General features: G+C 63.3%; 20 protein-coding genes. 6 read left to right on the top strand and 14 right to left on the bottom strand.

The annotated features are described in order from the left end of the window. Positions 1–38: 38 nt before the first annotated feature. The 3 genes from WIN67_RS00300 to WIN67_RS00290 all read right to left on the bottom strand — a co-directional run bounded on the left by WIN67_RS00300 (position 39) and on the right by WIN67_RS00290 (position 3,701). The gene (locus tag WIN67_RS00300; protein ID WP_110652528.1) at positions 39–1,574 is read right to left on the bottom strand and encodes a SulP family inorganic anion transporter; all 1,536 of its coding nucleotides are present in this window, start codon (positions 1,572–1,574) and stop codon (positions 39–41) included. A gap of 91 nt (positions 1,575–1,665) precedes the next feature. Then, complete coding sequence (locus tag WIN67_RS00295) at positions 1,666–2,400, bottom strand: carbonic anhydrase (RefSeq protein WP_102862473.1); 735 nt, start codon at positions 2,398–2,400, stop codon at positions 1,666–1,668. Positions 2,401–2,642: 242 nt separating this feature from the next. Further along, positions 2,643–3,701 carry a PA0069 family radical SAM protein gene (locus WIN67_RS00290; protein ID WP_110594127.1) on the bottom strand — a complete coding sequence of 353 codons (1,059 nt, stop codon included), beginning with the start codon at positions 3,699–3,701 and terminating at the stop codon, positions 2,643–2,645. Between the two features lie 194 nt (positions 3,702–3,895). On the opposite strand from WIN67_RS00290, the gene WIN67_RS00285 reads away from it, so the two are divergent. Then, positions 3,896–4,252 (top strand): hypothetical protein, encoded by a 357-nt coding sequence (locus WIN67_RS00285; RefSeq protein WP_110652527.1) that lies wholly within the window; start codon positions 3,896–3,898, stop codon positions 4,250–4,252. 46 nt (positions 4,253–4,298) lie between these two features. On the opposite strand, the gene WIN67_RS00280 is transcribed toward WIN67_RS00285, so the two are convergent. The 5 genes from WIN67_RS00280 to prlC form a co-directional block, all read right to left on the bottom strand. After that, the gene (locus WIN67_RS00280) at positions 4,299–5,603 is read right to left on the bottom strand and encodes a c-type cytochrome (RefSeq protein ID WP_273907455.1); all 1,305 of its coding nucleotides are present in this window, start codon (positions 5,601–5,603) and stop codon (positions 4,299–4,301) included. Between the two features lie 12 nt (positions 5,604–5,615). Continuing rightward, complete coding sequence (locus tag WIN67_RS00275) at positions 5,616–7,400, bottom strand: GMC family oxidoreductase (RefSeq protein WP_115581301.1); 1,785 nt, start codon at positions 7,398–7,400, stop codon at positions 5,616–5,618. 2 nt (positions 7,401–7,402) lie between these two features. Next, complete coding sequence (locus WIN67_RS00270) at positions 7,403–8,155, bottom strand: gluconate 2-dehydrogenase subunit 3 family protein (RefSeq protein WP_110594131.1); 753 nt, start codon at positions 8,153–8,155, stop codon at positions 7,403–7,405. Positions 8,156–8,585: 430 nt separating this feature from the next. Beyond that, complete coding sequence (locus WIN67_RS00265; RefSeq protein ID WP_047290196.1) at positions 8,586–8,864, bottom strand: YheV family putative zinc ribbon protein; 279 nt, start codon at positions 8,862–8,864, stop codon at positions 8,586–8,588. Next, positions 8,861–10,939 carry an oligopeptidase A gene (gene prlC / locus WIN67_RS00260; protein WP_170001361.1) on the bottom strand — a complete coding sequence of 693 codons (2,079 nt, stop codon included), beginning with the start codon at positions 10,937–10,939 and terminating at the stop codon, positions 8,861–8,863. The genes WIN67_RS00265 and prlC overlap by 4 nt, the downstream gene beginning before the upstream one ends. Before the next feature lie 87 nt (positions 10,940–11,026). Between prlC and WIN67_RS00255 the strand changes: the two genes are divergently transcribed. Continuing rightward, positions 11,027–11,572 carry a gamma carbonic anhydrase family protein gene (locus tag WIN67_RS00255; protein ID WP_339070467.1) on the top strand — a complete coding sequence of 182 codons (546 nt, stop codon included), beginning with the start codon at positions 11,027–11,029 and terminating at the stop codon, positions 11,570–11,572. A 27-nt stretch (positions 11,573–11,599) separates the two neighbouring features. After that, complete coding sequence (locus WIN67_RS00250; RefSeq protein WP_273922717.1) at positions 11,600–12,250, top strand: HAD family hydrolase; 651 nt, start codon at positions 11,600–11,602, stop codon at positions 12,248–12,250. Positions 12,251–12,277: 27 nt separating this feature from the next. On the opposite strand, the gene WIN67_RS00245 is transcribed toward WIN67_RS00250, so the two are convergent. Next, positions 12,278–13,387 (bottom strand): aminopeptidase, encoded by a 1,110-nt coding sequence (locus WIN67_RS00245; RefSeq protein WP_339070466.1) that lies wholly within the window; start codon positions 13,385–13,387, stop codon positions 12,278–12,280. 270 nt (positions 13,388–13,657) lie between these two features. On the opposite strand from WIN67_RS00245, the gene WIN67_RS00240 reads away from it, so the two are divergent. After that, complete coding sequence (locus WIN67_RS00240; RefSeq protein WP_102862464.1) at positions 13,658–14,077, top strand: hypothetical protein; 420 nt, start codon at positions 13,658–13,660, stop codon at positions 14,075–14,077. Between the two features lie 6 nt (positions 14,078–14,083). On the opposite strand, the gene WIN67_RS00235 is transcribed toward WIN67_RS00240, so the two are convergent. Together WIN67_RS00235 and WIN67_RS00230 are read right to left on the bottom strand one after the other, a co-directional pair. Then, complete coding sequence (locus tag WIN67_RS00235; RefSeq protein ID WP_102862463.1) at positions 14,084–14,317, bottom strand: DUF1161 domain-containing protein; 234 nt, start codon at positions 14,315–14,317, stop codon at positions 14,084–14,086. Positions 14,318–14,468: 151 nt separating this feature from the next. Beyond that, on the bottom strand, positions 14,469–14,900 hold the full coding sequence (locus tag WIN67_RS00230; protein ID WP_102862462.1) for an OsmC family protein: 432 nt from the start codon (positions 14,898–14,900) through the stop codon (positions 14,469–14,471). Between the two features lie 240 nt (positions 14,901–15,140). On the opposite strand from WIN67_RS00230, the gene WIN67_RS00225 reads away from it, so the two are divergent. Next, entirely contained in the window at positions 15,141–16,142 is a 1,002-nt protein-coding gene (locus WIN67_RS00225) for an LLM class flavin-dependent oxidoreductase (protein WP_102862461.1), read from the top strand. Between the two features lie 66 nt (positions 16,143–16,208). Here WIN67_RS00225 and WIN67_RS00220 read toward each other — a convergent pair whose 3' ends face one another. Continuing rightward, on the bottom strand, positions 16,209–16,433 hold the full coding sequence (locus WIN67_RS00220) for a DUF1161 domain-containing protein (protein WP_102862460.1): 225 nt from the start codon (positions 16,431–16,433) through the stop codon (positions 16,209–16,211). Positions 16,434–16,567: 134 nt separating this feature from the next. Then, positions 16,568–16,783 carry a dodecin gene (locus WIN67_RS00215; protein WP_016965134.1) on the bottom strand — a complete coding sequence of 72 codons (216 nt, stop codon included), beginning with the start codon at positions 16,781–16,783 and terminating at the stop codon, positions 16,568–16,570. Positions 16,784–16,940: 157 nt separating this feature from the next. Here WIN67_RS00215 and WIN67_RS00210 point away from each other — a divergent pair, with 157 nt between their 5' ends. After that, on the top strand, positions 16,941–17,267 hold the full coding sequence (locus WIN67_RS00210; RefSeq protein ID WP_102881426.1) for a DUF883 family protein: 327 nt from the start codon (positions 16,941–16,943) through the stop codon (positions 17,265–17,267). On the opposite strand, the gene WIN67_RS00205 is transcribed toward WIN67_RS00210, so the two are convergent. Next, positions 17,264–18,157: a LysR family transcriptional regulator gene (locus WIN67_RS00205; protein WP_102881425.1), complete on the bottom strand. Its 894-nt coding sequence runs from the start codon at positions 18,155–18,157 to the stop codon at positions 17,264–17,266. The two genes, WIN67_RS00210 and WIN67_RS00205, sit on opposite strands and share 4 nt — an antisense overlap. Positions 18,158–18,236: the final 79 nt, after the last annotated feature.

Below are 18,236 nucleotides of genomic sequence, written 5' to 3'. Positions count from 1 at the left end.
GCCTTGTGGCGAAGGGGGCAGCCCATTCCCTGCTGCCATCAACTTCTTGCTGACGCCACTCCAATCCCACCACCACTGCTCAAGCGTCCTTCCAGGCGTCGCTTCAAGCCCCGCGCCTCGATCATCAACCGCGACCCCTTGGCCTGATTGGCCCGAGTCCATTCCTCCAGCAGCTCCAGGCAGGCGTGATCGATGTAACTGAGGTGGTTGAGAGGCACATGCACCGTCGTCGCCGGTGGAATGCTCGCCAGAACCCGAGTCAGGGCCGGCACTTTGAGAAAGGTCGCGGCCCCCATCAGACGCAGTTCCATCTCGCCGGCGGCGGGAAGGTCGATCAGGCTGATCTTCAAGCGCGAGGCCTTGAACGCCAGCTTGGCCAGCGTCAGGGCAAAACCTATCAGCACCCCGGTCAGCAGATCGCTGAAGACAATCGCCAGGGCCGTCACCGCGTAGGTCAACATCGGCATCCGCCCGTAGCGCCCCAGGCCGCGAAACACCTTGAGGTCCACCAGCTTGAAGCCGGTGTAGACCAGCACCCCGGCCAGGCTCGCCACCGGAATGCTCTGCAGCACGCTGGACAGCAGCAACACGAAACCCAGCAGCCACAGACCATGGAAGATCGTCGAGAAACGGGTCTGGGCCCCGGCCTGGACGTTGGCCGAACTGCGCACGATGACCCCGGTCATCGGCAAGGCCCCAAGCAGGCCGCAGAGCATATTGCCCACGCCCTGGGCCGACAGTTCACGGTCGAAGTCCGAACGCACGCCGCTGTGCATGCGATCCACCGCAGCGGCAGACAGCAAGGTCTCGGCGCTGGCAATGAAGGCCACGGCGAAGGCCGCGATCAACAGGTTGGGGTCCGCCAGATTGAGCAGGTCGGCTGGGCGTAGCCAGTCGATGGCCTCACTCAGGTTGGCCGGCACCTCGACCCGCTTCACCTCCAGGGCCAGGACCAGGCTGGCCAGAGTCGCCAGGCCCACACCCAGCAACGCCCCCGGAATGAAGCGCAGCGATTGTGGCCGCCACTTGTCCCACCCCCACATCAGCGCGATGGTCGACAACCCCAGCAAGCCCGCCTGCCAACCCAGGCTCGGCAAGGCCTGGGCCAGCGCCTGAGGGAAACCGACAAGGTTAGCCAGCCCCGAGGCCTGGGGCGCGGCATCGAGCATCACATGCACCTGGGACAGCACGATCAACACACCAATCCCCGCCAGCATGCCGTAGACCACCGCCGGCGCCGTGACCCGGAACCAGCACCCCAGGCGCAGACGCCCGGCCAACAATTGCAGCAGCCCGGCCAACAGCAGGATCGGCCCGAGCATGGCCACACCGTGCTGGCGCACCAGTTCGAACACCAGCACCGCCAGCCCGGCAGCCGGACCGCTGACCTGCAAGGGCGAGCCCGCCAACCAGCCCACCACCAGCCCGCCGATGATCCCGGTGATCAGGCCCTTGGCTGGCGGCAGGCCCGAGGCAATGGCGATTCCCATGCACAGGGGCAGGGCCACCAGAAACACCACCACCGAAGCCAGCAGCTCCCGTGGCAGGACACTTTTCAACTGTGCTGCACGCATGACAGTTCTCCTGACTTTTGTTCAGGCGTGGCAAAGCCGGACCGCCAAACGGCGGCCCTGGCTACAACCACTCAGGTGTATTTAGGCGGGATTAGAAGCGCGCTTTGGGCGTCGCCACGGGGATCGGATGAGTGCCATCGAGCGGCAGGAAACAGCCCTTGTCCGCGTCGTAGGCCTTGATCGAACTGGTCTCGATGTCGTAGACCCAGCCATGGATGAACAATTGGCCGTTGGCCATGCGCGAAGCCACCGAAGGGTGGGTGCGCAGATGCTGCAACTGGGCGATGACGTTCTCCTCGGTCAGCACATGCATGCTGGAGGATTCATCGGCGCAATCGCAATTCTCGTGGACCATGGTCCGCGCCACTTCGGCATGCCGCAGCCAGGCCTTGACCGTAGGCATTTTCTCCAGGCTTTGCGGATTGAGCACCGCGCGCATGGCGCCGCAGTCCGAGTGCCCGCAGACGATGATGTGGTGCACCCCAAGGGCCAGCACCGCGTATTCGATCGCCGTGGAAACACCCCCGTTCATCTGCCCATAGGGCGGCACCACGTTGCCCACGTTGCGGGTCACGAACAGGTCGCCGGGAGAGCTCTGGGTAATGAGTTCGGGAACGATGCGCGAATCCGCGCAAGCAATGAACATCGCCCGTGGCCGCTGGGCGGTGGCGAGTTTCTTGAACAGTTCTTCCTGCTGCGGGAAGACTTCATGATGAAAATGCAAAAAGCCGTCAACGATATGCTGCAGCGCTGCATCGGCGGTTTCGGCAACCTCGGTGGGTGCGGGAGCCGACGCAGCCAACGGCTGTTTATCCTTGTCACTCATGATTCAGCCTCTCTGTCGGATTTGGTGAATTTTCCAGAATTATCCGGCACGACGCCAGTAATCGATTAAAAAATAACCGGGGCGCCGACCGCGACCCGTCGGTCACTTGATGGGCAAGGTAGCGCTAAAAACTTAACTCAAACTGAATGGAACGCTCTAGAACGCCACTATGGGCGATGTCAAAAGGTGACCAGCGAACCTCCGTCAGCAACGTCCGCTAGGCAACCATAGGCCAATGCTTCTCACAGCAACGACATCTGCCCCCCCGGCGGACAGAAGGCCGAGCAATCAAGATCGAAGCCCGCGCGCCGATCGAGCCCCAGGCGCTTGAGCGCCTTGGCGAAACGCTGGGCCAACAGGTCGGCGAAGGGCCCCTCACCGCGCATGCGGCTGCCGAAACGGCTGTCGTAGAGCTCACCACCCCGGCTCTGGCGGATCAGGCTGAGCACATGGGCGGCCCGCTGCGGGTAATGCGCCGCCAGCCACTCCTCGAACAGCGGCGCCACCTCCAGGGGCAGGCGCAGCATCATGTAGGCCGCGCTCTGCGCCCCGGCGGCATGGGCCTCGCTGAGCAGGCTTTCCAGCTCGCTGTCGTTGATCATCGGGATCATCGGCGAACACAGCACCCCCACCGGAACGCCCGCTTCACGCATCACCCGGATCGCCCGCAAACGCGCCTTGGGCGCCGCCGCCCGGGGTTCGAGAATGCGCTTCAACTCATCGTCCAGGGTGGTCAGGCTGATCATCACCGCCACCAGCCGCTGCCGGGCCAGTTCGACCAGCAGGTCCAGGTCCCTCAGGATCAGCGAGCCCTTGGTGACGATGGTCACCGGATGCCGATAGCGCAGCAGCACTTCCAGGGTGCGTCGGGTCAGTTGCTGCTCACGCTCGATGGGCTGGTAGGGGTCGGTATTGGACCCCAGGTTGATCGGGGCACAGCGATAGCCGGGCTTGGACAGTTGCTGCTCCAGCAGCGCGGCGGTGTTGCTCTTGGCGATCAGCTTGGTTTCAAAATCCAGCCCCGGGGACATATCCCAATAGGCATGGCTGGGCCGCGCGTAGCAATAGATGCAGCCGTGCTCACAGCCGCGATAGGGGTTGATCGAGCGATCGAAGGGCAGGTCAGGCGAGGTGTTGCGGGTAATGATGGATTTCGCCGTTTCAAAACGCACCTCGGTGCCTTGGGTCAGCGGCACTTCCTGGTACCAGCCGTCGTCCTCGGCCACCGAACGATTGGGCGCGAAACGATTGTGCGGATTGCTCGCGGTACCGCGACCACGGGGAGGCAGGGGGGTGAACATGGGAGCGCTCCATTACTGTATGTATACACAGTAATGGAGCCGGATTTATCAGACCAGCACCGCCGGACCGAAACCCACCCCCCGCAAGTGAACGCTCCCCGGCGCGACACAGGCCGCACCTTCGCCGACAAGCCGGCTCCTACAGGTTTGTGGCGTTGGGGTATAAGGCAGGCTCAAAGAACAGGAGCGCAAACATGCCCAGGACACCTGGCAGGCTGGAAAAGATCTTCTATGCAGCGGATGCCTACCTCCCCAGCTACGAACAAGGCGCCGACCTGATCATCGTCAGGGCGCCCGATGGCCAGCTCTGGGGCCTGGCCTGCGAATTCGAGCTATGCACCCAGGACATCGAAAAGGCCACAGTGAACGACCAGCAACCTTTCGATGAAGCGGACCCGAAGTTCGCCGCGGTGCGCTGGAGCGCCCACCACGATGGCATCGGCCTGCTCCCCGCCAGCTGGGAAGACCTGATGAACGCCGGACTGGCGGACTGCATCGCCGGCTATCAACTGGAAAGCCGCTTGGGCATCCAGCGCTTCACCCAGGACTGAACAGCCACCACCGGACCGACGCCCGCAGCGGGCGCCGGCCTCGACGCTAGCGACCAGTGAACGGCCCCAAATCATCGTTGGACGTGCTCTGCAGGTCGCCATTGCGCAACGCCGCCACGTCCCCGGCCTTCACCGCCGACGCCTGGTTGCCCCAGCTGCCGCGGATGAAGTTGACCACATCGGCCACCTCCTGGTCCGACAGGCGCCAGGCGAAAGGCGGCATGGTGAAGGTCGACGGCGCGCTGTGGGTGGCCGGCAAGGTGCCGCCCTTGAGCACGATGTGAATCAGCGAGGTGGCATCCGCCGATTGCAGCACCGGATTGCCCGCCAGCGCCGGGAACACCCGGGTGTAGCCCTGGCCGTCGGTGCGATGGCAGGCTGCGCAGTTGTCGATGTACACCGCCGCGCCGGGCTGGCTGTCGTCACCTTTCCACAGGGCCTCGGCCACCTGCTGGTCATACGAGTGCGGCTGATCCTTGGGATCATTGGCCGGCAGCGACTTGAGGTAGCGGGCAATAGCCGTCAGGTCGGCCTCGCTCATGTACTGCATGCTGTGCACCACCACATCGCTCATGCCGCCGAACACCGCACTGCGATCGCTGCGGCCGGTCTTGAGGAACTGCACCAGCTGCTCTTCGCTCCAGCTGCCCAGGCCATCCTTGTGGTCACCGCGCAGGCTCTTGGCGATCCAGCCCTCCAGCGGCGCACTGCCGGACAGGAAAGCACTGCCGTCGCTGGCGCTCAGGGCCTTCTCTTGCATGGTCAGGGCCCGGGGCGTGTGGCAGGCGCCACAGTGGCCCAGGCCCTCCACCAGATAGGCACCGCGGCTGATCACCGGATCGCTGCCGGTCGCGAGCGCCGGGGTCTCCACGCTCGGGGCGAACATCCAGCGCCAGATCGACAGCGGCCAGCGCATGCTCAGGGGCCAGGGAATGTCGCTGTCCTGGTTGTCCCTGACCACCGGGGCCACGCCTTTCATGAAGTAGGCGTACAGCGCCTGCATGTCGGCGTCGCTGACCCGGGCATAGGACGGGAAGGGCATGGCCGGATACAGGGTGCTGCCGTCCTTGGCCACGCCATGGCGCACGGCCTGGTCGAAGTCCTCGAAGCTGTAGTCGCCGATGCCGGTCTTGTCCGGGGTGATGTTGGTGGAATAGATCACCCCGATGGGGGTTTCCATCGGTAGCCCGCCAGCGAAAGGCTGGCCGTCCTTGGCGGTGTGGCAGGCCACGCAGTCACCGGCACGGGCCAGGTACTCGCCCTGCTTCACCAGGGCCTGCTGATCCACTTCGGCGGCGCTGACAGAGGCGCTGCCCAGCAGCGCCAGGGTAGCGATAACGAGTGCTTTCATGGTCATCGCTCCTTATGCCTGAACCAGTGGGCCGGGGTTTTTCAGGTACTGCTCGCGGATCGCCCGGGCCGACCAGTAGGTCAGCGCCGCCACCAGGCCGGTGGGGTTGTAGCCCAGGCCCTGGGGGAAGGCCGAAGCCCCGGGAACGAAGACGTTGTGCACGTCCCAGCTCTGCAAGTAGCGGTTCAGGGCACTGGTCTTGGGGTCGGTGCCCATGATCGCGCCACCGTTCAGGTGCGTGGTCTGGTAGGACGCGGTGTTGAAGTGCTCCCCCACCTGCTTGCCCAGTCGGGCAATGGCCTTGGGATTCATCGCCTCGGCGATCTTGCCCATCTTCTCGACCATGAAACGGTTCATCTTGATGTCGTTTTCCTGCCAGTCGAAGGTCATCCGCAGCAGAGGCAAGCCATAGGCATCGCGGTACACCGGGTCCAGATCCAGGTAGTTGCCACGGTAGGACTGATGCGCGCCGTGGGCGTCCATGGATACCTGGTGGGTGTAGTAATCGGCAGTGGCCTTCTTCCAGGCGCTGCCCCAAGTCGGGGTGCCCGGCGGGTTCGAGGTGCCGGCGATCGGCCGGCTCCCGGCCTGGTTGACCCACATCGGCGAGCCGCCGACGAAGCCGTGCGGGCCGTGGTCGAAGTTGTCGGCGTTGAAGTCGTCCACCGCCACGCCGTTGCCGCCGGCGCCGATGAAGTTGTTGGTGTGCACGTCCTTGTCGAAGTAAGCCTTGATGGTGGCCATGTTCTGGTAGGCGAAGTTCCTGCCCACCACGCCTTCGCCGCTGATCGGGTCGTAGGGCTTGCCGATACCCGACAGCAGCATCAGGCGCACGTTGTGCAACTGGAAGGCGCCGAGGATCACCAGGTCCGCCGGCTGCTCGATCTCCCGGCCCTGGCCGTCGACATAGGTGACGCCCGTGGCGCGGGTCTTGCTGCTGTCGAGGTTGACCTTGAGCACGTGGGCGTTGGGGCGCAACTCGAAATTCGGCAGCGGCTTGAGGGCCGGCAGGATGTTCACGTTGGGCGAGGCCTTGGAATACATGTAGCAAACGTAGCCACTGCAGAAGCCGCAGAAATTGCACGGGCCCATTTGCGCGCCATAAGGGTTGGTGTAAGGCCCTGAGGTATTGGCCGACGGCAGGTTGTAGGGCTTGTAGCCCACTTCATGGGCGGCTTTCTGGAACAGCTGTGCGGAATAGGTGTTTTTCTGCGACTCCAGGGGGAAGTGGTCCGAGCGATCCGGCGCATAAGGGTTGCCGCCCTTGCCGTCGCCCACCAACTGGCCCTTCACGGTCCAGGCCTGGCCCGAGGTGCCGAAGACCTTTTCCGCGAAGTCGAAGAACGGCTCCAGCTCTTCGTAGCTGACGCCGAAGTCCTGGATGGTCATGTCCTTGGGGATGAAATGCTTGCCGTAGCGCTCTTCGTAATGACTGCGCATGCGCAGTTCGATGGGGTCGACGCGAAAGTGCACGCCAGACCAGTGCAGGCCGGCGCCGCCCACGCCGTTGCCCGGCAGGAAGGCGCCGAGTTGCCGGTTGGGCAGGGCCACATCGTTGACGCTGTGGCGAATGGTCACCGTTTCTTTGGAAATGTCCTGGAAGAGTTTCTTGCGCACGCTGTAGGTGAGCTCGTCGATCACCTGGGGATAACTGCCGTCAGGGTAGGTGTCCTGCATTGGCCCGCGCTCCAGCGCCAGCACGTTGAGCCCGGCTTCGGTCAGCTCCTTGGCCATGATCGCGCCGGTCCAGCCGAAACCGACGATCACCGCGTCGACCTTCTTCATCACTGTTGCCATGCTCAAGCCCTCTGGCCGCGAATCGATACTGCCGGGAAGGGGTATTGCTCGTTGCGCTCCACCCAATCCATGAAATCGGCGCGCGCGCCGGGAAAGCCGATCAGGGTCCAGCCCACCAGGCCTTTATTGCCACCGTGGATCGGATCACTGAAGAAGCCTTCCTTGGTGTTTTGCAGCAGCAGATTGAAGAAAAGCTTGGCCGGGAGCGCCTCGAACTGCGGGGTTCCGGCTTCCAGCTGCTTGAGCAAAGCGTCTCGGGTAGCGCTGTCTTGCGCAGCAAAAACTTGACCCTTGAGGTCTTTGCACCATGCATCCACAGCGGCAATGCCCAGGCGATAGATGTCTTTGGGCACCAGCTTGCTCTGCCAACCCATCTCCGGTGCGGCGTCGGCCTTGAACGGGCCTTGCATGTACCACAGGGCGCCGGCGGCGTAGGGGGTGTTCATTTGGCGGTCGATGTACTCCGGCACCCCGGCTTCCAGGGCACCTGGCCCCATTTCGTCCGCCGGGATCAGGCGTTCCACCGCCGCCTTGATGAAGGCCCACTCTTCGGCGCTGAAGTAACTGGGCTCATAGTTCTGGCTGCCGCTGGGCAGCTTGCTCGGCGCCGCCGGCCTGGCAGCGACGGCCGTCTCGGGCGCGGCCGCCAGCATGGAACTGCCCAGGCCGGTACTGGCGACAGTGACCACAGGGATCAAGGTCAAGGATTTACGCAAAAACTCACGCCGCGGGTTGTCTCGATCTTGATCAGACATGGGTGCACCTCATCAGGCATTGATGGAAAGGTCAGCCGCGTCATGGCGCGACTTTGTGTTTTGGCAACGCAGAAGGCCGGGCAAGGCCCGGTTTTTATGAGTACATCAGCAAAATTTGGTTACAAATGGTAGCAGGCTAAGCATTTGGATGAACCGTTTCAGGCGAAAAAAAGATCAGAAGCGGCGGAAAATTACGTATCAGCTTCAGGTTTCCATGACAGTTGGCTCACGGGGCTTTGCTGGCCAATGGCGGCTGCAGCACCCGTGTGTTCGCCACCTGTTCGGTGAAAAGCTGGTTCGAAACGGTGGGGGGTCAGGGGGCCGCGTAGGAGCGAGCTGGCTCGCCAAAGCCCACGGGGCGAAGGAAGGGGGGCGAATCGCTTTGCCGGCAAGCCGGCTCCTACCAGGGAGCCGGCTTTGTCTGGCGTGGTCAGTCGGTTTTTTTCTTCAACTTGGGGTTGGGGAAGAACTGCACCGATTGCACCTTGGTGTCGGCCACCTTGGGCGTCGCGCTGTTGACCCGGGTCCCGAGTTCCTTGGGCACCGACAGGCCCTGCTCGTTGAGGGTGTCGGAGTAGCCACAGGCCACGCACTCGCGATGGGGTACGTCGTCCTCACTCCACATCATCAGCTTGTCCTGCTCACTGCACGCCGGGCATACCGCCCCGGCGATAAAGCGTTTCTTGGTCTTCACGGGTGCGTCACTCATGCTGCCGCGTCCTCGCTGAGGCCGCTGTGGCGCAAGAGTGCGTCAATCGACGGCGCCCGTCCGCGGAAATCGACAAACAGCACCATCGGCTCCTGGGAGCCGCCACGGGCCAGGATCGCCTCGCGGAACGCGCGCCCGGTGGCCGGGTTGAGCACGCCGTCTTCCTCGAACTTGGAGAAGGCATCGGCCGACAGCACTTCCGCCCACTTGTAGCTGTAGTAACCCGCGGCATAACCGCCGGCAAAGATGTGGGCGAAGCTGTTGGGGAAGCGGTTGTAGGCCGGCGGACGCATCACCGAGACCTCGTCACGCACGGTTTCCAGCACTTGCAGCACGCTGCGGCCATCGCCGTGGGTGGCATGCAGTTCGAAGTCGAACAGCGAGAATTCCAGCTGGCGCACCATCATCAGCCCGGACTGGAAGTTCTTCGCCGCCAGCATCTTCTGCAGCAGGTCCTGGGGCAGCGGCTCGCCGGTTTCATAGTGACCGGAGATCAGTGCCAGGCCTTCCGGCTCCCAGCACCAGTTCTCCATGAACTGGCTAGGCAGCTCCACCGCGTCCCAGGCCACGCCATTGATCCCGGAGACTCCGGCATGCTCGACCCGGGTCAGCAGGTGGTGCAGGCCATGGCCGAACTCGTGGAACAGGGTGGTGACTTCGTCGTGGGTCAGGAGTGCAGGCTTGCCGCTGTCGGCCGGGGTGAAGTTGCACACCAGGTTGGCCACCGGGCTCTGCAACACACCGTCAACGGTGCGGCGACGGTCGCGAGCACCGTCCATCCAGGCACCGCCACGCTTGTTGGAACGGGCGTAGAGGTCGAAGAAGAAACGGCCGACGTGCTGACCGTTTTCCTTGATTTCGAACAGGCGCACGTCCGGGTGCCAGCTGTCGAAGCCCTGCTGCTCGGCAATCTCGATGCCGTACAGGCGCTGGACAATGGCGAACAGGCCGCCAAGTACCTTGTCGATGGGGAAGTAGGCGCGCAGGGCTTCCTGGGACACGCTGTAACGCTGCTCGCGCAGCTTCTCGCCATAGAAACCGCTGTCCCAGCTTTGCAGGTCGGGGCAACCCTGTTCGGCGGCATAGGCGCGCAGCTGTTCCAGGTCCTGAGCGGCAAAGGGTTTGCTGCGCTTGGCCAGGTCCCGCAGGAAGCTCAGCACCTGATCGCTGGACTCGGCCATCTTGGTGGCCAGGCTCAGCTCGGAAAAGCTGGCAAAGCCCAGGAGCTTGGCCAGTTCCTGACGCAGGTCGAGGATCTCTTCCATCACCGGGCCGTTGTCGTTCTGACCGGCGTTAGGGCCTTGGTCCGACGCCCGGGTGCAGTAGGCGGCATAGACCTCTTCACGCAGGGCACGGTCCTGGGCGTAGGTCATCACCGCGTAGTAGCTGGGGAATTCCAGGGTGATCAGCCAGCCGTCCAGGCCTTTGGCCTGGGCCGCGGCGGCCATCTGCGCCTTGGCCGAGTCGGTCAGGCCGGCCAGGGCCGCTTCGTCGGTGATGTGCTTGGTCCAGGCCTGGGTGGCGTCCAGCAACTGGTTGGAGAAACGGCTGGCCAGCTCCGAGAGCCGGCTTTGTACCTCTGCGTAGCGCTGTTGCTGCTCGGGCGGCAAGTCGATACCCGACAGGCGGAAGTCCCGCAGGGAGTGTTCGAGGATGGTTTTCTGCGCCACGTCGAAACCGGCGGCTTCGGGGCTCTTGGCCAGGGCGTCGAAGGCCTGGAACAGCTCACGGTTCTGGCCCATTTCCGTGGAGTAGGCGCTCAAGGCCGGCAGACAGGCCTCGTAGGCTTCACGCAGTTCGGCGCTGTTGCACACCGCGTTGAGGTGGCTGACCGGGCTCCAGGCCGCGCTCAGGCGGTCATTGAGCTCGTCCATGGCCAATACCAGACCGGCCCAGGTGGGCTGGGTGGCTTGGGTCTTGAGGATTTCAGCGATAGCGGCGCGGTTGTCAGCCAGGATCTGTTCGATGGCCGGTTGCACATGCTCGGCGCGGATCGCCGAGAACGGCGGCAGGTCGTAGGGCTGCAGAAGAGGGTTGTTCACACTCACGGTGGGCACCTTGGCTGGAAGAAACATGCAGGGAAACGTAGCACCATCTTAATTACAATGAGCAGCCACCGCAGCTATAGCCCCCATTAATAAATCTCAGAGAGGCATTCGCACTTGGCCATTCGCAGCTATCAGAACCACACCCCGAGCCTGGGCGAACGGGCCTTTGTCGACCACTCGGCAGTGGTCATCGGCGACGTCGAGATCGGCGCCGACAGCTCGGTCTGGCCCCTGACGGTGATCCGCGGCGACATGCACCGCATCCGCATCGGCGCGCGCACCAGCGTGCAGGATGCCAGCGTGCTGCACATCACCCACGCCGGCCCCTTCAACCCCGACGGCTTCCCGCTGCTGATCGGCGACGACGTGACCATCGCCCACAAAGTCATGCTCCACGGTTGCCGCATCGGCAGCCGGGTGCTGATCGGCATGGGCAGCATCGTCATGGACGGCTCGGTGGTGGAAGACGACGTGATCGTCGGCGCCGGCAGCCTGGTGCCACCGGGCAAGCGCCTGGAAAGCGGCTTTCTCTACGTCGGCAGCCCGGTGAAGCAGGCGCGTCCGCTGACCGACAAGGAGCGCGCCTTCTTCACCTACAGCGCCGCCAACTACGTGAAGCTCAAGGACCTGCACCTGGCCGAAGGCTACGACCGTCCCTGATCTGCTACTGACTGCCGAGGAACTGCCATGCATTACCAAACCGTCCTGTTCGACCTCGACGGCACCCTGACCGATCCCCGCGAAGGCATTACCCGCTCGATCCAGTTCGCCCTGGGCAAGCTGGGGATCGACGAGCCGGACCTGACCCGGCTGGAGCACTTCATCGGCCCACCGCTGTTGCAGGCTTTCATGCAGTTCTACGGTTTCGACGAAGCCCGGGCCTGGGAGGCGGTGAACTTCTATCGCGAACGCTTCAAGGTCACCGGCCTGTATGAGAACCGGGTCTTCGACGGGGTCGCGCCGCTGCTGGAAACCCTCGGCGGGCAAGGGCGCCAGCTGTACATCGCCACCTCCAAGCCCTGGGTGTTCGCCCGGGAAATCGCCCGCCACTTCGACTTCGCCCGCCACTTCAAGGTGATCTACGGCAGCGAACTGGACGGCACCCGCACCGACAAAGTGGAGCTGATCGCCCATTTGCTGGAGCAGGAACAGCTGGACCCGGCCAGCACCCTGATGATCGGCGATCGCAAGCACGACCTGATCGGCGCCAAGCGCAATGGCTTGGATGCGGCGGCGGTGGGGTATGGATTCGGCAGCCGTGAGGAGCTGAGTGCCGAAGCTCCGGCCTATCACTTTGAGACGCTGGCCGAGTTGCATCAGGCGTTTATGCAGCGTTAGAACCGCTGTCCGCCGGCAAGCCGGCGCCTACAGGTCAGGGGTGGAAGCCGGCTTGGCGGATAAGGCGCTCTGCAGCCTGAGCAAATCAGCCTTGCGCTGCTCGGCCGGCAGGCGCCCCAGTTTCTCCACTGCAAGGAAGAACGCCGGCCAGTCGCCATTGACCTCCTTGAACAGCGCGGCAAACGCCGGCACCCATTGGTCGTACAGACCGAAGGGCAGCAGCCGGGCGTTGTTCAACGGTGCGTTGATCCAGGCGTCATAGCGCTTGGAACCGGCCCACTCGCGGTCCCGCAGCTGCCGATAATCCCGGCGCAGCACCTCGAACTCCTGGGCCTTGCGCTGGCGCATCTGCTCGGCGGACAAGGGTTGGGCATACAACTGCTCCAGGCGTTTGCGAGCATCCAGCAACAGCTGGATGAACTGATCCCGTTGACGGACATCAGCGTTGTCCTGGGGCGGCAACCCACGATAGGCCCGCCACTGGCGAGTGCCTTCCTGCTCGACGAAAGTGGCGAAGGACTCATTGAACTCGGTGTCGTCCTTCACATAGAAGCGCTGGTGCGCCAGCTCATGGAAGATCAGGGTCGCCAGGCGCTCATCGCCCCAATGCATCATCGAACTGATGATCGGGTCATCGAACCAGCCCAGGGTCGAATAGGCCTCCACCCCGCCGATCGCCACGTCCATGCCTTTTTGCCGCTGCAGCGCCGCCTCGCCCCGGGCGGCGCCCTGGCTGTAGTAGCCGCGGTAGGCCACGCAACCGGCAATGGGGAAGCAATGGGTCTGCGGGCTCAGGGAAAACTCCGGGGTAGCGAACACGTTCCACACCACATAGGGCCGGCCGATGTCGACGTACAGCCGGTAGCTGTTGTTATCCGGCAGGTGCAGATGCTGGCTGGCAAAGCTACGGGCCCGTTGCGACTGGGCCAGATGGGCCCGCAGGGTCGGGTCGCGGGTGGGGTCGGCGACCACCTGGGCCACCGGCGTGCGAGCCCGCAACAGGTGCATCTGGCCGCTGGCCAACTGGCTGTAGTACGCAACGCTGCTGCAACCGTTGAGCAGCAAAAGCGTCAGGGCCGCAAACAAAAAGCGCAAAAGAGGATCAAGTAACCCATGGCTTGAACGCGGCCTATTCAATTGGAATCATCCACAGAGAGTCTGCCCGCAAGACTATCTCGCCAACCTGGAGTTTCGCCACGTGCGTGTTGCTGCCGACGGCCGCACTCTTGTCTTTCGCCGGCGGCGCCAGACTGCCCGAACCGGCCCCGGCGCAAGCCTGGATCGACCTCACGCCGCCCCCAGGACCGCCACCTGCTGGCTGATGAGCAGCACACCCTGCTGGCGGCGGGCTGCCAGCGCAATTGATCGGCGCTATGCTGAGGGCCTTTCGCTTACTCGGCCTCCGTCATGCGCCCACTTCTGTTGATCCTCGCCCTTGCCACCCTCAGTGCCTGCAGCACGCCCCTGCCCAGCGTCGATCCGCAACAGGCCTGGATTGACCTGGCCACGCCGACGCCGGGGGGCAAGCTGGTCATGGCCGAGCGCCTGGACAACCAGCGCCTGCGGGACGGGCGTTTCTTCCAGGTCAGCCCCGGCAGCCACGAGCTGATGGTGCGTTTCGACTTCGAGGTGTTCGGCGGCGGCATGGGCATGACCACCGATCCCCAGGAGCGACTGTGCTACCTGAGCCTGCGCTACGACCATTTTGAGGCCGGCCAGCGCTATCGCCTGGAGGCGCGCAACCTAGCCTTCACTCCCAGCGCCCGGCTGTACAACGCCAAGCGCGAGATCGTCGCCGAGGAGCGCCTGATCAACTGCGTGCCGTGAGCCGGCTCAGCGATCGTTCTTCTGATAGATGATCTTCTTCGTGCCGTTCTCACAGCTGCCGACCACCATGTTGTTGTCGTGGACCTCGTCGTTGGTGACGATTTCCAGCGTGTAGGAGGCAACGCCCTGGGCCTGGATCTTGGCTTCGATCTCGGCCTTGAGTTCCTCGCAGGGCTTGGGGGCGGCGAAGGCCGATGTGGCCAGCGCACAGCAAACAACCGCCAAGGCAAAACGTTTCATGATCTCAAGCTCCCTTGCTACGGCGCGCACGAGCGTGCGCTGAAGCCGCAGTCGCGTATTCGACCACAGGTTCTTGTCCGCCGCACAGACGCATTCACCGGCATGCCGGCTCCTACCAACCGAAGCAGGAGCTGGCTTGCCGACGCAACGATCAGCCCAGCAGCGTCGCTTCCAGGCTGATCTTGGCATTGAGCACCTTGGACACCGGACACCCTTCCTTGGCCTTGTTGCTCAGCTCCGTGAACTGCTGCTGGCTGGCGCCGGGGATCTTCGCCTTGAGGATCAGGTGCACCGCCGTGATGGCGAAGCCGCCGTCCACCTGATCCAGGGTCACTTCGGCCTGGGTATCGATGCTGTCAGCCTTGAGCCCGGCATCACCGAGAATCATCGAAAACGCCATGGAGAAGCAGCCCGCATGGGCCGCACCGATCAACTCTTCCGGATTGGTGCCCTTGCCACCTTCAAAACGTGCCTTGAAGCCATAGGGCGCCTCACGCAACACCCCGGTTTCGGTCGAGATCGAGCCGATGCCGGTTTTCAGGTCACCTTCCCAATGAGCCGAAGCCTTCTTTTTGATACTCATCTCTTTCTCCTCAAGAACCGGGTGCGAAGGGTCGCACCGCACTTGTTTCTGTTGCCTAAGGGTTCTGAGGATAGATCCGGCGGCAAAGTTCAGCCGGTGTGCGCGACGTCTATTTACCCGACAAATTCACTCTGACTATTGAAACTCGGGTATATGCCCACATTGCATGAGTCTGACTTACAAATTTCGGCAGGTTTTGGCTCATGACAAAGGCCTGCACCCCTATGGAGAAGCAGGCCTATGAAACCGCTGTCCGCTGTTAAATTCTCGACCCTCGACCTGGTGCCCGTGCGTGAAGACGGCAGCCCGGCGCAATCCCTGCGCAATTCCCTGGACCTGGCCCAGCACGTGGAAAAGTTCGGCTACACCCGCTTCTGGGTCGCCGAACACCACAACATGGATGGCATCGCCAGTTCCGCCACTTCGGTGTTGCTGGGTTATCTGGCCGGTGGGACATCGAGCATTCGCGTCGGCTCCGGCGGGGTCATGCTGCCCAACCACGCACCGCTGGTGATCGCCGAACAGTTCGGCACCCTGGAAAGCCTGTACCCGGGACGCATTGACCTGGGCCTGGGGCGCGCCCCGGGTTCCGACCAGATGACCGCCCGCGCCTTGCGCCGGGAACGCTCCGGCAGCGCTGACGATTTCCCCGAGGACGTGGCGGAACTGATGGCCTACCTCGGCCCGCGTACTCCGGAGCAACGGGTGATCGCAGTACCGGGCACCGGCACCAACGTACCGGTGTGGCTGCTGGGCTCCAGCCTGTTCAGTGCGCAACTGGCCGGAGAGCGGGGTTTGCCTTACGCCTTCGCCTCGCATTTCGCACCGCGCTACATGCATGAGGCGATTCGCGTCTATCGCAATCACTTCAAGCCTTCCGCGGTGCTCGACAAGCCTTACGTGATGCTAGGCGTGCCTCTGGTAGCCGCGGATACCGATGAACACGCGGATTACCTGGCCACCTCGGTGTACCAGCGGATTCTCGCCCTGATGCGCGGCCAGAGCCTGGTCCAGCGCAAGCCGGTCAACAGCATGGACGGCCTGTGGCTGCCCCATGAGAAGGAGGCGGTGTCGAGTTTCCTGGGGTTGGCGATGATCGGCAGCCCGGCGAAGATCCGCGCCAAGCTGGAGGTGCTGATCGAGCAGACCGGCGCCGACGAGCTGATCTTTACCTGCGACCTGTACGAACACGCCGATCGCCTGCACTCCTATGAGTTGCTGGCCCAGGTGATGAAGGGCTAAGGCTGCTTTCGGGCACAAAAAAGCCGACGCTGATGCGTCGGCTTTTCAATGGGCTTCTACAAAGGCTCAACCGCGCTTGTAGACAATCTCCTTGGTGCCGGCTTCGCAGGAGCCAACCACTTTGCCGTCAGCCGCCGCGCCTTTGTCGACCACTTCCAGCGAATAGTGGGTGGCGCCTTTGGCATCGATCTTCGCGGCGATCTCGCTTTTCAGCTCTTCGCACGGCTTGCCGGCGGCAAGGGCAGTTCCCGCAAGACTCAACAAAGCAGCAGCTAATACTAGTTTTTTCATCGGTCACATTCCCTGGTCGGATCAAAAGAGGCGGCGTTGCAGCCAGCCTGACAGAGGCTCAAGACAGTTGTAGCGCTTTGCCACTTCCTATGGCACTCGGCCAGCGCACAAGTTCCAGAGCCTAGCCCAAGCTTTCAACTATTGGCAATCCGGAAGCCTACCTTGAGGGTGACCTGGAAATGCGCCGCTTTACCGTCCTTGATATGACCCCGGGTTTCGGTCACTTCGAACCACTCCAGGTGCTTGATGCTCTTGTGCGCCTCGGCCAGCGCGTTGTTGATTGCCTCTTCGATGCTGTTCGGCGACGAACCCACCAGTTCGACTTTCTTGTAGGTGTGATGATCGGTCATGGCGCTCTCCTTTTTTGCTGTGAAATACAGCCTAGCAGTGATTTTTCTTATTACTTGGGGCGCCATTGCTCACGGCTAGTTCAGATTTTCTGCACTTTCTGAACAGGCCGCAGTCGGAACCTACAGAGTCCGTTCACTACCCCTCAGGAGAGCCGACATGGCCAACACCTCGTTACGCAAAGCCTCACTGGAAAGTATGGAAGCCGAGATCGAAAGCCTGCTCAAATCCCTGGAAAGCCTCAAGGACGATGCGACTGACGAATCGCGCAAAACCCTCAAGGCCCTCAAGAGCAACGCCGAGAATGCGCTCAAGCATTCCCGCAGCCTGATCAGCGATGCCTACGAAGAAGTCAAAGTGAAAACCCGCGAAACCGGAATCGCCACCCGCGAATACGCCCAGGAACACCCCTGGGCCACCGCGGGCGTGGCGGTAGGCGCCATCGGCCTGCTGGCCGCCTACCTGCTGTGCAAGCGCGGTAACTAAAGCGCCTGGCGCAGTTCGTTTTTCAACCACTGCGCCAATTGCCGGGCGCGCCCATCGGCGGCGCGCTTGGGTAACCACAGCGCCAGTTGCCCCGGGGTGTCGGAAAACCCCCACGGGGCGACCAGCCTGCCCGCCAGCAAGTCCTCGGCCACCAGCGGCTCTGGAGCGATTGCCACGCCCAGCCCGGCCACGGCCGCTTCCAGCAAGTAATACAAATGCTCGAAACCCTGCCCGTACTTCAGCGCCTCGGCGCTGATGCCGTTGTGCCGTGCCCAACTGGGCCAGGCCTGGGGACGCGAGGTGGTGTGCAGCAGCGACTCCGCCGCCAGGGCCGCCGCTGGCGCTTCGCGCAAGTGCGAGTAACCGGCATAGCGCGGGCTGAGCACCGGCCCGATTCGCTCGCTGGCTAGCTCATAGACCTGCATGTCCGCCGGCCAGGGGGGCTCGGCAAACACCAGCAAGGCATCCAGCCCCGGGCGCCGGGGGTCCAGATCGCCTTCACCAGCGGAAAGGTGCAGGCGCAGGTCCGGCAAATCGGCATTCAGGCGCCCCAGGCGCGGAATCAGCCAACGCGCCAGCAGGCTGCCGGAGCAGCCGAGCACGAAGGGCGCATCGGCACTGCCCCGGGTCAGTTCGCCACAGACGTCCCGCAGACGCTCGAAGGCCTCGCTGCTGGCATCGCGCAGGCGAACCCCGGCATCTGTGAGTTTAATGCCACGGCCATCCTTGACGAAAAGACTCAGGCCCAGGTGTTCTTCCAGCACCTTCAACTGCCGGCTGACCGCACCGTGAGTCACGTGCAGTTGTTCGGCAGCCTGGCTGACGCTGTTAAGCCGGGCAGTGGCTTCGAAGGCCCGCAGGGCGTTCAGGGGGGGCAGGTCGCGGCTCATGGGATAGGTGAGTTTTCCTGACAGGTTGCGGCGATCTTATCGGTTTTCAGGCTCCAGTGTCAGGGGTAGAGTGGGCTCC

Source organism: Pseudomonas idahonensis (assembly GCF_037903935.1).
Classification (GTDB): domain Bacteria; phylum Pseudomonadota; class Gammaproteobacteria; order Pseudomonadales; family Pseudomonadaceae; genus Aquipseudomonas; species Aquipseudomonas danubii.
Note: the sequence above shows the minus strand (reverse complement) of the source record. Positions and strands in the feature narration are given on the sequence as shown.

What these genes read in the sequence shown, in the direction of transcription:
- WIN67_RS00300 (WP_110652528.1), bottom strand. Translation starts at nt 1,574, where the DNA reads ATGCGTGCAGCACAGTTGAAAAGTGTCCTGCCACGGGAGCTGCTGGCT.
- WIN67_RS00250 (WP_273922717.1), top strand. Translation starts at nt 11,600, where the DNA reads ATGCATTACCAAACCGTCCTGTTCGACCTCGACGGCACCCTGACCGAT.
- WIN67_RS00280 (WP_273907455.1), bottom strand. Translation starts at nt 5,603, where the DNA reads ATGAAAGCACTCGTTATCGCTACCCTGGCGCTGCTGGGCAGCGCCTCT.
- WIN67_RS00205 (WP_102881425.1), bottom strand. Translation starts at nt 18,157, where the DNA reads ATGAGCCGCGACCTGCCCCCCCTGAACGCCCTGCGGGCCTTCGAAGCC.
- WIN67_RS00295 (WP_102862473.1), bottom strand. Translation starts at nt 2,400, where the DNA reads ATGAGTGACAAGGATAAACAGCCGTTGGCTGCGTCGGCTCCCGCACCC.
- WIN67_RS00265 (WP_047290196.1), bottom strand. Translation starts at nt 8,864, where the DNA reads ATGAGTGACGCACCCGTGAAGACCAAGAAACGCTTTATCGCCGGGGCG.
- WIN67_RS00285 (WP_110652527.1), top strand. Translation starts at nt 3,896, where the DNA reads ATGCCCAGGACACCTGGCAGGCTGGAAAAGATCTTCTATGCAGCGGAT.
- WIN67_RS00235 (WP_102862463.1), bottom strand. Translation starts at nt 14,317, where the DNA reads ATGAAACGTTTTGCCTTGGCGGTTGTTTGCTGTGCGCTGGCCACATCG.
- WIN67_RS00225 (WP_102862461.1), top strand. Translation starts at nt 15,141, where the DNA reads ATGAAACCGCTGTCCGCTGTTAAATTCTCGACCCTCGACCTGGTGCCC.
- WIN67_RS00220 (WP_102862460.1), bottom strand. Translation starts at nt 16,433, where the DNA reads ATGAAAAAACTAGTATTAGCTGCTGCTTTGTTGAGTCTTGCGGGAACT.
- WIN67_RS00230 (WP_102862462.1), bottom strand. Translation starts at nt 14,900, where the DNA reads ATGAGTATCAAAAAGAAGGCTTCGGCTCATTGGGAAGGTGACCTGAAA.
- WIN67_RS00275 (WP_115581301.1), bottom strand. Translation starts at nt 7,400, where the DNA reads ATGGCAACAGTGATGAAGAAGGTCGACGCGGTGATCGTCGGTTTCGGC.
- WIN67_RS00215 (WP_016965134.1), bottom strand. Translation starts at nt 16,783, where the DNA reads ATGACCGATCATCACACCTACAAGAAAGTCGAACTGGTGGGTTCGTCG.
- WIN67_RS00240 (WP_102862464.1), top strand. Translation starts at nt 13,658, where the DNA reads ATGCGCCCACTTCTGTTGATCCTCGCCCTTGCCACCCTCAGTGCCTGC.
- WIN67_RS00270 (WP_110594131.1), bottom strand. Translation starts at nt 8,155, where the DNA reads ATGTCTGATCAAGATCGAGACAACCCGCGGCGTGAGTTTTTGCGTAAA.
- WIN67_RS00210 (WP_102881426.1), top strand. Translation starts at nt 16,941, where the DNA reads ATGGCCAACACCTCGTTACGCAAAGCCTCACTGGAAAGTATGGAAGCC.
- WIN67_RS00290 (WP_110594127.1), bottom strand. Translation starts at nt 3,701, where the DNA reads ATGTTCACCCCCCTGCCTCCCCGTGGTCGCGGTACCGCGAGCAATCCG.
- prlC (WP_170001361.1), bottom strand. Translation starts at nt 10,939, where the DNA reads ATGTTTCTTCCAGCCAAGGTGCCCACCGTGAGTGTGAACAACCCTCTT.